We start from the raw sequence: 12846 nt of genomic DNA, 5'->3' as shown, positions 1-12846 counted from the left end.
CTCGATCTTCTCCGCCGTTTCCGGGGCCACGTCCCGCGCCCACTCGTCTCTCCGCACACCCGAAGGTGATCCCATATGCCCACTTGCACCCCGTTGGTCCCCATCGACGCCACCCCCTTCTCTCCCGCCTCCCCGATCTCCACGGTCGCCGTGCCCGCCACACCCACCGCGCCGCCCGAACCTCTCTCCCGACTCGACGTGGCCGCGTCGCTGTTGACCCTGCTTCGCGATTCCACCACCGAACCCCGTCCGGACAGCCAGCTCGAGGCCCTGACCCTGGCCGTGGCCGCCGACCTGCCCGTGCTGCTCTGGGGCGAGCCCGGCATCGGCAAGACCGCGGCCCTGACCCAGCTCGCCGCCTCCCTCGACCTGCCGCTGACCACCGTCATCGCGAGCGTCCATGAGCCGTCCGACTTCTCGGGGCTGCCCGTCGTCGGTGACGATCCCGCGGAACAGGGCGTACCGATGGCCCCGCCGGACTGGGCGGTACGGCTGGTGCGGGCCGGGAAGGGGCTGCTGTTCCTCGACGAGCTGTCCACCGCGCCGCCGGCCGTGCAGGCCGCCCTGCTTCGCCTGGTGCTCGAGCGCAGGATCGGTTCGCTGCAACTGCCGCCCGGCGTCCGGATCGTGGCCGCCGCCAACCCGCGGTCCTCGGCGGCCGACGGCTGGGAGCTGAGCCCGCCGCTGGCCAACCGGTTCGTGCATCTCCAGTGGACCCACGACCACGAGGTCGTCGTACGCGGCCTCGGCGGAACCTGGCCCCGAGCCACCCTGCCCCGGCTGGACCCGGAGCGGCTGCCGGAGGCCGTGGACTTCGCCCGCCGCGCGGTGTGCGGGCTGCTCGCCGTCCGGCCCACGCTCGTGCACCGGCTGCCGAGCGGGGAGACCCGTCGGGGCGGGCCCTGGCCGTCGCCCCGGAGCTGGGAGATGACCCTGAGTCTGATCGCCTTCGCCACCGCGGCCGGTTCCTCCCGGGACGTGCTGTCCCAGCTGGTCAGGGGCACGGTCGGAGACGGGCCGGGACTGGAACTGCTGGCGAGCCTGGACCGGCTGGATCTCCCCGACCCCGAGACGCTGCTCGCCGACCCGGCGAGCGCCGAACTGCCCGAGCGGGGTGACCTGCGGCAGGCCGTGCTCGACGGTGTGGTGGCGGCGGTCCGTGCCCGGCCGGACCGGTCCCGCTGGGACGCGGCGTGGGCGCTGCTGGTCAAGGCGCTGGAGACCGGGGCCCCGGACCTCGTGGTGGTCCCCGCGACCACCCTCGCCACCCTGCGCCGGGAGGACTGGGACGTCCCCGCCTCCATCGAGAGCCTCGCCGGCGCGGTGACCCTGTCCCGGCGGGCGGACCGGGCGGCGGGCCGGGCGGCGGCACGTATCGCCGAAACCGCGAAGGCCGGCCGGTGACGGCGCCCTCGACGACCGGGACGTCGAACCCGAGCCCGAGCCCGAGCCCGGGTTCGGGTCCGAGCCCGAGCCCGGGTTCGGGCCCGAGGCCGGGTCCGAGCCCGAGCCCGAGCCCGAACCGGAGGCCGAGCCCGGGTCCGGGCCTGAACCTCGGTCCGAACCGGAGGCCGAGCCCGGGTCCGGGCCTGAACCTCGGTCCGAACCGGAGCCCGAGCCCGGGTCCGGGCCTGAGTCCCGGTCCGAACCGGAGTCCGAATCCGGGTCCGGGCCTGAACCTCGGTCCGAACCGGAGGCCGAGCCCGGGTTCGGGCCTGAGTCCCGGTCCGAACCGGAACCCGAACCCGAAACCGGGTGCGAACCCGGACCCGAACCCGGATCGGGGCGCCGATCCGGCCCTGGTCCTGGACCTCGACAAGCTCCTCGCCGCCCGGCTGCAAGCGGCCCGCGCCCGGCCCTATCTGGCGACGGCGCTGTTCGCCCTGCACATCGTGGCGTCGCGTCAGGTGCCGACGATGGGCGTCGACCGACACTGGCGCTGTTACGCCTCACCGGCGTTCGTGGACCGGATGCCGGTGGAGGAGCTGGCGTCGGTTTGGGTCCACGAGGTGTCCCACCTGCTGCGCGACCATCACGGGCGCAGTGACCGGTACGCCCGGGAGCGCGGTCTGACCGGGCCGGGGGAGCGGCTGCGGATGAACATCGCCGCCGACTGCGAGATCAACGACGACGCGTTCGGCGACGGGCTGGTGACTCCCGAAGGCGCCCTGCGCCCCGCGTCGTTGGGCTTGCCGGACGGCGAGCTGATGGAGGAGTACCTGACCCGGTTCCGGCTCGGGCCGCACACGGAGGGCCTCTCCTGGCTGGACTGCGGCAGTGGCGCCGACGGACTGGAGCGCGAGTGGGAGCTGGGTCCCGACGGTGCGCACGGGCTCAGCAAGGAGGAACGGGACGCGGTCCGGTTCCGGGTGGCGCAGGGCATCAACGGCAGGCCGGGCTCCGCCTCGAAGCAGTGGAAGCGGTGGGCGGACGAGGCGTTCCATCCGCCGCAGCCGTGGCGGGAGTTGCTGGGCGCGGCCGTCCGCTCGGCGGCCTCCGGGCCGGGCGCGGGCGAGGACTACACCTACGGTCGCCCGGCGCGCCGCTCGGCCGGTCTGCCCGGGGTCGTCCTGCCGAGCCTGCGCCGCAGACCGCCCCGGGTCTGCGTGGTCATCGACACGTCGGGGTCGGTCAGCGACGCCGAACTGGGCAGCGCACTCCTCGAGGTCGCCGCGATCGCCCGTGCGGTGGGCGGCCGTCGCGATCTGGTCACCGTGGTGCCGTGCGACGCCTCGGCCCAGGTCGCGCACCCGCTGTGCCGCGCCGAGGGGATCCCGCTGCTGGGCGGCGGCGGTACGGACCTGCGCACCGGCTTCGCCAAGGCGCTCCGGACGACGCCCCGCCCCGACGCCGTCGTCATCCTCACCGACGGCCAGACCCCCTGGCCGGAAACCCGCCCGTCCTGCCGCACGGTGGTGGGCCTGTTCCCCCGGGGCCCGGACGCCTACGACGAGAACAACCCCGACTACGTGCCGGACGCCCCGCCCGCGTGGGCCCGGGTGGTGGAGATCGGGGTGGGATGACCGGGGGCGGGGGCGGGGGCGGGGGCGGGGATGGGGACGGCGAACAGTTCCCCGCGGAGGGCGGACTTCTCCACCCTCACGGGGACCATCAGCGATCCGGCCCTCGCCCGCCACCGAGCCACCCACGGCGTCAACGCCGCCAGCGGCCTTCTCGTCGCCTCCGGGCCTCCCGACATTGAGGTCAGACAGTCAAATGATCTGGACGGTCATGCCGGAGCGACGAAGGAGCGGGAAGCAAGTGAGCGAAGAGAGACCCGAGAGACGGGGGGTCCGCCGTCTCCGGTCGGTGGTGCCGTGGACTGCCGTGGCCCTGGCCGGTCTGGGCGTGGTGGGATGCTCGGCCGCCGGCGCCACCGGCACCGGTGACCCGGCGGAGGGGGAGAGCGCACCGGCGAGCTCCGTGTCCGCGTCGGTGGGTTCGTCGAGCGGCGCTGACTCACCGAGCCCCACTCCCCGATCGGTGGTCGTGTCCCCGACGCCCTCACCGTCGAAGACCTCGGCTCCAAGGAGGACGGTGGAAGCGAGTGGTGCCTCCGGCCGGGCGGACGGGTCCGGTACGACTGGCAGCGGGTCGGGCACGAAGGACTCCGTTGCGCAGAATCCCCACCGGGGATCGAATCCTCCGCCCGCGCCGGCCCGTCCGTCTCCGACGCCGGAATGGACTTCGGCGGAATGGAAGCCGGGGGATCCGGCCAAGACGGTGGCCCCGGCGCCCCGCTGAGGCTGACGCTCGGGAGCAGGCCTCGGCGATGGGCCCGACGACCGGTCCGGGAGCGTCGCGTGGTCCTTCGGGCGGCGTGTCTGTGCCGGCAGGCGGGCCGGGGCCGTGGGCAGGACGACGTCCGGCTCGTCGCTGCGCGGGGGTGGAGGGCGCCGGACGAGGGGCGGACCCGCCCGCCCCCCGGCCGCTACGACTCGTCGCCCCCGCTCAACCCCCGCAGCACCACCCCGCACCGCCGCGCGTACGCCTGCTGCAGGCCGCGGGTCGCCGGACCGCCGGCCTTCGCGTACCACTTCGCGCCCCGGCTGAAGGCGGAGACCGTCAGCCATACCGTGCCGTCTCCCGTGCGGTCGACGACGAAGGACTCCTCGCCGGATTCGGGGTGGCCGGGGAGGGTGCCGTAGGCCCAGCCGGCCCGCCGGTGTTCGTCCACCGTCCAGACCACGCGGCAGGGGGCCTTGATCAGGCCGGCCAGGGTGACCGTGACGTCGACGTCCGGGGCCGCCCGTTCCGCCGAGGCCTCGATGCCGACCCCCAGCGCGCGGTGCATCTCCCACGTCATGACCGCTTCGGCGGCGCGGCGGAAGACCTCGTGGCCCTCGCCGAGGCGGGTGCGGACGTGGAGCGGGCGGAAGCCCGGGGGACAGTGGCCGGGGAGGTCGCGGGTCGCGCCGACGTCGGTGTAGGTGAAGTCCTGCGGAGACATGGGGCCCAAGCGTAGGGCGGCACCCGGAGACGCCTTCGTCCCGGGTGCCGCCCGATGGCGATTACGCAGGTGTCAGCTGACGTTGACGGCCGTCCAGGCCGCCGCCACCGCCTTGTACTCGGTGCTGGTGGAGCCGTACAGCGCCGAGGCCGCGCTCAGCGTCCCCGTCCGCGCCGACTTGTAGTTCGTCGTCGACGTGAAGTACGTCGTCAGCGCCTTGTACCAGATCTGGAGCGCCTTGGCGCGGCCGATGCCGGTGACCGTGGAGCTGTTGTACGTCGGCGAGTTGTAGCTCACGCCGTTGATCGTCTTCGCGCCGCTGCCCTCCGAGAGGAGGTAGAAGAAGTGGTTCGCGACGCCGGACGAGTAGTGGACGTCCTTGTTGCCGACGGTGGAGGACCAGTAGTCCGACGAGCCGCCGTCCTTGCTGGGCTTGTCCATGTAGCGCAGCGGCGAGCCGTCGCCGTTGATGTCGATCTCCTCGCCGATGAGGTAGTCACCGACGTCGTTGGAGTTGGCCGCGTAGAACTCCACGCCCGTGCCGAAGATGTCCGAGGTGGCCTCGTTGAGGCCGCCGGACTCGCCGCTGTAGTTCAGGCCCGCCGTGTTCGAGGTGACGCCGTGGCTCATCTCGTGGCCGGCCACGTCCAGCGAGGTCAGCGGGTGGGTGTTGCCGTCGCCGTCGCCGTACGTCATGCAGAAGCAGCTGTCGTCCCAGAACGCGTTGACGTACGCGTTGCCGTAGTGGACGCGGGAGTAGGCGGCGACACCGTTGTTCTTGATGCCGCTGCGGCCGAACGTGGACTTGTAGAAGTCCCACGTGGTCTGCGCGCCGTAGGCGGCGTCGACGGCGGCGGTCTGGTCCGTGGTGGAGCTGGAGGCCGCGCCGGTGCCCCACGTGTCGTCCGCGTCGGTGAACAGGGTGCCCGCGGAGGAGGACGTCGTGTGCGACTTGTTGTACGTCTTGTGGCCGCCGCGCGTACCGTCGGTCAGGTTGTACGTCGTGCCCGACTTGGTCGTGCCCAGGGTGACCGTGCCCGAGTAGAGGCTCTTGCCGGTGCCGGTCTCGATGCCCTGGTACTCGTAGAGCTTCTTGCCGGTGGCCGCGTCGGTGATGACGTGCAGCTCGCTCGGGGTGCCGTCGTCCTGGAGGCCGCCGACGACCGTCTCGAAGGCGAGGACCGGGGTGCCGTTGGCGGCCCAGATCACCTTGCGGGGGGCCTGGTCCGCCGAGGTGGACTCGGAGCCCACGGCCTTGGCGGCGGTCAGCGCCTGCTTCTCGGCCTTGGCGACGGCGACCTTCGGGGTCAGCGTGGCCACCTTGATGGCCGCCGTGTTGGCCTTGGTGACGCCCTTGGCCGCACCGGTCGCCGACTCGTGGACGACGAGGTCGCCGCCGAGGACCGGCAGGCCCGCGTAGGTGCGCTCGTAGCGGGTGTGGACCGTGCCGTCGGCGTCCTTGACGACGTCCTTGACGACGAGCTTCTCCTTGGCGCCGAGGCCTATCGCCTGGGCGGTCTCGGGCGCGTCGGCCTGCTGCCGGCTGATCAGCGTCGTGCGGGCGGCGGCCGACAGCTGGACCGGTGCGGCAGACGGGACCGACTTGCCGGTGGACTCCACCGGGGTCTGGGCGGCGGCGGTCCCGGAGGTCAGTCCGGTGGTGACAAGGGCTCCGGCCGCGACGGCGGTGGCGATGGCCAGAGTGGTGCGCTTGTGACGCGCGTAGAGGGAGGTCACACAAGCTCCTTGGGTGTGGGGGTGCCCGGTCGGCGTGGGGCGGCCGACCGTGACGGTTGTGAAGTTGTGCGGCGGGTGACAGGAAGACTGGCATCAAGGCGCGTACATGTCAGGACCCCGAAGTGATGTTGGCTGAAAACCAACTCCCGGGTGAACATTGCCGGAATGTAAACGGACTTGACCTCGGCAAAAGACCAACAGGGCGTAAGTAAGGCACCGGCAAAAAGGGGACGCCGTCCCGGAGCGGTCGAACCTCCGGGACGGCGCCCTGTGCGGTGCCTTTCAGGCGCCTGTGCGCGGCCCTTTCGGGCGCGCGGCCTACGGGAAGGTCAGCTTGAAGTTGTTGATGTAGCCGGTGTCCTGGGCCGCGTTGTCCTGGACCCTCAACTGCCATACACCATTGGCGACTTCGGAGGAGGCGTTCACGGTGTAGGTGGTGCTGAGGTTGTCCGTGCTCCCACCGGTGCCGTAGGCCTTCAGCGTGTACGCCGTGCCGTCGGGGGCGACCAGCTGCACCTGTAGGTCACCGATGTAGGTGTGCACGATGTCGACCGCCACCGCGAGGTTCGAGGGCGCGTTGCCGGTCCGGCCGGAGACGGTGACCGAGGAGGTGACGGCCGCTCCGTTGTCCGGAATCGATACGTCGGCGGTGTTCTCGAAGGAGGTGCCGCCACCGCCGCCCCCGCCGGAGCGGGCGCCGACCGCGACGCCGGCCCACGCGTCCTGCACCGCCTTGTACTCGGTCGAGGTCGTGCCGTACAGCTCACCGGCCGCCGCCAGCGTGCCGGTGCGGGCCGCCGCGTAGTTGGTGGTCGTGGTGAACTTCGTGCTCAGCGCGCGGAACCAGATCTTCTCCGCCTTGTCACGGCCGATGCCGGTGACCGGAAGACCGTCCGAGGTGGCCGAGTTGTAGGTGACACCGTTGATGGTCTTGGTGCCGCTGCCCTCCGACAGGAGGTAGAAGAAGTGGTTCGCCGGGCCGGACGAGTAGTGGACGTCCACCGACCCGATCCCCGAGTACCAACTGTCCTTCGACGCGCCGTCCTTGCTCGGCTTGTCCATGTAGCGCAGCGGCGAGCCGTCGCCGTTGATGTCGATCTCCTCGCCGATGAGGTAGTCACCGACGTCGGAGGCGTTCTGCGCGTAGAACTCGACCGAGGTGCCGAAGATGTCCGAGGTCGCCTCGTTGAGGCCGCCGGACTCGCCGCTGTAGTTGAGGCCCGCGGTGTTGGCGGTGACGCCGTGCGTCATCTCGTGGCCGGCCACATCGATGGCGGTGAGCGGATGGGTGTTGCCCGAGCCGTCGCCGTACGTCATGCAGAAGCAGCTGTCCTGCCAGAAGGCGTTGACGTAGTTGTTGCCGTAGTGGACCCGGGAGTACGCGCCGACGCCGTCGCCCTTGATGCCCGAGCGGCCGTGCACGTTCTTGTAGTAGTCCCAGGTCAGGGCCGCGCCGTAGTGCGCGTCGGCGGCCGCGGTCTCCAGGTTCGACGCGGCGCCGGTGCCCCAGATGTCGTCCGCGCCCGAGAAGAGCGTGCCGGTGCCGGAGGTGCCGCGGTTGAGGTTGTACGTCTTGTGCCCGCCGCGCGCCCCGTCGGTCAGGTTGTACGTGGACCCCGACTGTGTGGTGCCCAGGGTGACCTGGCCGCTGTACATCGTGTTGCCGGTGCCGGTCTCGACGCCCTGGTACTCGTACAGCTTCTTGCCGGTGGCCGCGTCGGTGACGACGTGCAGCTCGTTCGGGGTGCCGTCCTCCTGGAGGCCCCCGACGACCGTCTCGTACGCCAGGACCGGTGTGCCGTTCGCCGCCCAGATGACCTTGCGCGGCGCCCGGTCGGTGTCCGCCTTCTCGGCGCCGGCGGCCGTCGCGAGGCTCAGCGCCTGCTTCTCCGCCTTGGCCGCACTGAAGGCCGGTGAGAGCGAGGCGACCTTGATGGCGGCGCGGGTCGCCTTGGTGACGCCCTCGGTGGCGCCGGACTTCGCGGTCTCGACGACCAGGTCGCCGCCGAGCACCGGCAGCCCGCCGTAGGTGCGCTCGTAGCGGGTGTGCAGGGTGCCGTCGGCGTCCTTGACGACGTCACGGACGACGAGCGCCTCCTTGGCGCCGAGGCCCAGCTCCTTGGCGGTCGCCGCCTTGTCGGCGTCCGCGTCGCGTATCAGCGCGGCCCGCTGGGCGGGGGTGAGCTGTACCGACTCGGCGCCCGGGTTCGCCTGGCCCGCCGCCTGCGGTGCCTTCTCCGGGGCGGCGACCGCGGCACCGGACTGCACGGCGGCGGCGATGAGCGCGGAGACGCCGACGAGGGCGACGGCCGCGGCACGGCGGGGGGTGGTGCGGGGGGTGCGTCTGCGAGAGAAACTGCTGCTCAACACTGACTCCTTCTGCGCGGCCGCGGGTCACGCGGCCAGGGGAGACCCGACGGCGGGTGAGCCGTGCGGGCACGACAAAGGCGGTACGCAGAACAAAGGCGGAACGTGGAGCGTGCGCATGGAACGGCTGTAGCTGTGGGGTTGCTGTGAACCAGCAGTGGGAAGAGTGGCAGTGGATTGCGCTGTCTGTCAGGAGCGCGTCAGGAAGTTGGCCGGAAAGTGTTCGTTGTCCGAGAGTTCATGTTCGATATCCGGACCGGTGGTTTTCAGGCGTGATTCCCTCAAAGCCCGTCCGGCACAACGGACTTGGGGAACCGGGGAGTGGGCGGCCGGTCGAGGACATGGGGGACGAGGGGGGCTTCGACGACGGCCCGGAACCCCGGCGCGTGACGGGCGTTGCGGGCGGAGGCTCGAGGCGTTAGGCGTACGAGGGGTAGGAGGCGTTCGACACGCTGGAGGCAGGGGAACCCCGGTCGCGGTGCGCGGGCGGTGACACGACGATCTGTGCGCGGTGACGGCGTGGCGGCGCCGACCGGTCCCGCCCGGGGCGGCCCTGGGACACGCTTCAGGGCAGGACCGGGGGCGGGTCCTGGCCGTCGGGGCTCTCCCCGTGCCAGGTCCGCCACAGCGCCGCGTACGCCCCGCCCTCCGTCACCAGCGCCTCGTGAGTGCCGAGTTCGGTGAGACGGCCGTCCTGCATCACGGCGACCCGGTCCGCGTCGTGCGCGGTGTGCAGGCGGTGGGCGATGGCGATGACCGTCCGGCCCTTGAGTACGGCGGCCAGGGCGCGTTCGGTGTGCCGGGCGGTCGTCGGATCCAGCAGAGCCGTCGCCTCGTCCAGGATCAGCGTGTGCGGGTCGGCCAGCACCACCCGGGCCAGGGCGAGCTGCTGGGCCTGCGAGCCGTCCGTACGGCGACCGCCCCCGCCGAGCTCGGCGTCGAGGCCGCCGGGCAGCTCACGGACCCAGTCGGCGGCGCCGACCGCGGCCAGCGCCGCCCACAACTGCACGTCGCTCGCGCCCGGTTCGGCGATCAGCAGGTTGTCGCGGACGGTACCGAGGAAGACATGGTGTTCCTGAGTGACGAGCACGACCTGTCGGCGCAGCGTCTCGGGCGCCAGGTCCGCGACCGGCACCCCGCCCACCGTCACCGTGCCCGCACTCGGCGCGTCCACGCCGGCGAGCAGCCTGCTCAGCGTGGTCTTGCCCGCACCGGACGGGCCGACGACCGCGAGCCGCTCCCCGGGCCGCACCGTCAGGTCGACCCCGCGCAGCACCTCGCCGCCGTGCTCGTAGGCGTACCGCACACCCCTCACGTCGATCCGGTCGTCCGCCGGGACGGGCGTCACGGCGTCCGGTTCGGCGCGCGGCGCCCGGGCCAGGCCCTCGACCCGGGCGAACGAGGCGCCGCTGCTCTGGAGTTGCTCGACGCGCAGCAGGATCTGGTCGAGCGGTTCGGTGAACTGCCGCAGATACAGCGCGGCCGCCACCACCGCGCCCAGGCTCATCGCACCCCGCGCGTGCAGCGCGCCGCCCAGCAGCAGCACGCCCGCCACCGGCAGCGAGTACGACACCTCGATCACCGGGAAGAACACCGTGCGCAGATACAGGGTCCGGAAGCGGGTCCGGCGAGAGATCTCCAGCGCGTCCCGGCTCGCCGCCGTCCGCCGTTCCTGGAGCCGGAACGCCTCGACCGTCCGCGCGCCGGACGCGGTGGCGGCGACGATCTCGGCGACCTCGGAGGTGGCCGCGCCCTCCGCGAGGTAGGCCGCGCGGGCCCGCCGCAGATACCAGCGCAGCGCGAACCAGATCGGGGTCAGGCCCAGCACTCCGATCGCCCCGAGCAGCGGGTCGATCACGAACACCGCGCCCAGCGTGAACACCGCCTGGACCGTGCAGACCAGCAGCTCCGGACCGGCATCCCGCAGGGTCGTGCCCACGGCCGCCACGTCGGCGGTGCCGCGCGTGGTCAGATCGCCGGTGCCGGCTCGTTCCACCACCGACGCGGGCAGCGCCAGCGCCCGTCCGACGAACTCCTCCCGCACCCGTGCCAGGATCCGCTCGCCGAAGCGGTGCCCGGCGTACCGGGCCCAGCGGGCGAGCAGCAACTGCGCCACCGCGCAGACCAGGATGACCGCCGCCAGCCGGTCCACGGCGCCGGTGCCGTGCCCGGCCCGCACCTCGTCGATGATCCGGCCCAGCAGCCACGGACCGGCCAGCCCGGCCCCGGCGGCGAGCACGTTCAGGGCGAGGGCACCGGTGAAGGCCCGCCGGTCGGCCCGCAGCAGCCGCACCGCCGCCCGGCGCACGTCGGCGGGCTCGGCGACCGGCAGCCGCCCCGAGGACCCGTCGGCCACCGTCATCGCACAGCCTCCTCGGCACCGGCACCGGCACCCTTGTCCGCGCCCACATCGCCACCCACAGCCGTGCCCGTGCCCACAGCCCTGCCCGTGCCTGTGCCCAGCTCCGTGTCCGTGTCCGTGTCCGTGCCCGTGCCCGTGTCCGCGTCGCTGTCCCCGTCCGGATCGGTGTCGTCGGTGTCCCGTGCCACCAGCGCCCGGTACCCCGGCTCCCGTTCCAGCAGGTCGCGATGGCGGCCGCTCGCCGCGACCTTCCCGTCGACCAGGTAGTGCACGGTCTCCGCCTGGTCGAGGAGCAGCGGGGAGGTGGTGGTCACGACCGTGGTCCGGCCGGCCCGTGCCGCGCGCAGCCGCCGGGCGACCTCCGCCTCCGTGTGCGCGTCGAGCGCCGAGGTCGGCTCGACGGCCAGCAGCACCTCGGGGTCGGCGAGCAGCGCCCGCACCAGCCGAACCCGCTGCCGCTGGCCCCCCGAGAGGCTCCGGCCCTGCGCGCTCACGGGTGACTCGAGGCCGGCCGGCAGGCCCTGCACGATGTCGTCGGCCGCCGCCGCCCGCACCGCCCGCGCGACCTCCGCCGGGAAGGGCTCGCGCCGTCCGCCCACCACCTCGCGCAGACTCCCGGCGAACAGGTCGGCCTCGTTGTCGGCGACCAGGATCCGGGCCCTGACCTGGGCCGGCGGGACGGCGTCCAGTCGTACCCCGCCCCAGGTGGCGGCCGAGGGGCCGTACCGGCCGAGCCGGTCCACGACGGCGGTCACCTCCGCGTGCCGTGCGCCGACCAGCGCGGTCAGCCGGCCCGGCGCCACCCGTACACCCGAGGCGGGATCATGCAGCACCGACTGCTCGGCGGGCGCGTCGGCGACCCGCACCCCTGCCCCCACTCCGACTCCGACTCCGGCTTCGGCGCAGGTGCCGGTACCGACGGCAGTTCTGGTGTCGGGGTCCGGCTCCAGCCGCAGCAGCGCTACGACGCGCCGGGCGGCCACCACGCCCCGGCTGAGCTGGTAACCCATGTCGACCAGGAACGCCACCGGGCCGATCAGCACCGCGACATAGCCGTACACCGACACCAACTCGCCGACGGTCAGGTCACCCTGGGCGGCGAGCCGGGCCGCCAGCCAGGTCACCACGGCGAGGAACAGCGTCGGCAGGCCCACCCCGAGCGCCTGCATCCAGCTGGTGACCGAGCCGACCCGGTAGCCCTGTGCCCGCAGCCGCTGCGAGTCGCGGCCGAAGGCGTCCGCGAACAGTTCCTTGCCACCGAGCCCGTTGAGCACCCGCAGCCCGCCCGCGAGATCGCCGATCCGCGCGGTGAGCACTCCCTGCCGCTCCCGGTACTCGGTCTCCGTGCCCTGCAACCGCGACATCAGCGGCCCGACCAGCACCGCGACCACCGGCATCCCCAGCAGCACGACCGCCGCCAGCAGCGGCGACACCGACAGCAGCAGCCCGGCGACGAAGACGTAGACGACGACCGAGCCGACGCCCGGCCCGACCACCGTCAGCGCGCCCGCGATCACGTGCACGTCGCTCACCCCGATGGTGACGACCTCCCCGGCGCCCATCTGGCGCGGCAGCGAGGCGCCGAGCCGCACCGTGTGGCCGACGACGACCTTGGTGGTGCGGATGTACGCGTCCATGCGCACCCGGGTCATCGTGCGGTGCCGCATGATGCTCACCCACGCGTTGAGCGCGCCCACGACGAACAGGGCCGTCGTCCAGCCCGCCAGCGCCGCCGTGTCACCGGGCTCGAGACCGTCGTCCACCGCCCTGGACAGCAGGTACGGCGCCACCGCGATCAACACCATCCAGACGCTGGCCAGCACCGCCCCGGCCAGCGCCCGCCACGGCTGGCAGCGCACCAGCCAGGCCAGGTACGCCCAGCCGCCGCGGCGGTCGGGCGTGCCGGGGTCCTCGTACGCGTCGATCATTT

At 72.9% G+C, this 12846-nt stretch carries 7 protein-coding genes; 2 read left to right on the top strand and 5 right to left on the bottom strand.

Annotated elements, in window-relative coordinates; genetic code table 11:
* Window positions 1-75: 75 nt before the first annotated feature.
* Window positions 76-1404 (top strand): AAA family ATPase, encoded by a 1329-nt coding sequence (locus tag ACIPFH_RS07910; protein WP_401824236.1) that lies wholly within the window; start codon window positions 76-78, stop codon window positions 1402-1404.
* A 395-nt stretch (window positions 1405-1799) separates the two neighbouring features.
* Complete coding sequence (locus ACIPFH_RS07905; protein WP_401825094.1) at window positions 1800-3023, top strand: VWA-like domain-containing protein; 1224 nt, start codon at window positions 1800-1802, stop codon at window positions 3021-3023.
* Window positions 3024-3931: 908 nt separating this feature from the next.
* Here ACIPFH_RS07905 and ACIPFH_RS07900 read toward each other — a convergent pair.
* From ACIPFH_RS07900 to ACIPFH_RS07880, 5 genes are all read right to left on the bottom strand, one after another.
* Window positions 3932-4450 (bottom strand): DUF1990 family protein, encoded by a 519-nt coding sequence (locus tag ACIPFH_RS07900; RefSeq protein ID WP_401824234.1) that lies wholly within the window; start codon window positions 4448-4450, stop codon window positions 3932-3934.
* A gap of 72 nt (window positions 4451-4522) precedes the next feature.
* Window positions 4523-6187, bottom strand: a complete 1665-nt coding sequence (locus ACIPFH_RS07895) for a M4 family metallopeptidase (protein WP_356250649.1) — start codon at window positions 6185-6187, stop codon at window positions 4523-4525.
* 318 nt (window positions 6188-6505) lie between these two features.
* Complete coding sequence (locus ACIPFH_RS07890) at window positions 6506-8557, bottom strand: M4 family metallopeptidase (RefSeq protein WP_401824232.1); 2052 nt, start codon at window positions 8555-8557, stop codon at window positions 6506-6508.
* A gap of 562 nt (window positions 8558-9119) precedes the next feature.
* Complete coding sequence (locus ACIPFH_RS07885) at window positions 9120-10916, bottom strand: ABC transporter ATP-binding protein (RefSeq protein ID WP_401824230.1); 1797 nt, start codon at window positions 10914-10916, stop codon at window positions 9120-9122.
* The gene (locus ACIPFH_RS07880; RefSeq protein ID WP_401824228.1) at window positions 10913-12844 is read right to left on the bottom strand and encodes an ABC transporter transmembrane domain-containing protein; all 1932 of its coding nucleotides are present in this window, start codon (window positions 12842-12844) and stop codon (window positions 10913-10915) included. Before ACIPFH_RS07880 ends, ACIPFH_RS07885 begins: the two co-directional genes overlap by 4 nt.
* Window positions 12845-12846 lie beyond the last annotated feature (2 nt).

The sequence above is a fragment of the Streptomyces sp. NPDC088157 genome (genome assembly GCF_044741545.1).
In the GTDB taxonomy this organism is placed as follows: Bacteria; Actinomycetota; Actinomycetes; order Streptomycetales; family Streptomycetaceae; genus Streptomyces.
This window is presented reverse-complemented; position numbering and strand designations above follow the sequence as displayed.

Coding starts and splice junctions, on each gene's coding strand:
- ACIPFH_RS07910 (WP_401824236.1), top strand. CDS start 76: ATGCCCACTTGCACCCCGTTGGTCCCCATCGACGCCACCCCCTTCTCT.
- ACIPFH_RS07900 (WP_401824234.1), bottom strand. CDS start 4,450: ATGTCTCCGCAGGACTTCACCTACACCGACGTCGGCGCGACCCGCGAC.
- ACIPFH_RS07885 (WP_401824230.1), bottom strand. CDS start 10,916: ATGACGGTGGCCGACGGGTCCTCGGGGCGGCTGCCGGTCGCCGAGCCC.
- ACIPFH_RS07880 (WP_401824228.1), bottom strand. CDS start 12,844: ATGATCGACGCGTACGAGGACCCCGGCACGCCCGACCGCCGCGGCGGC.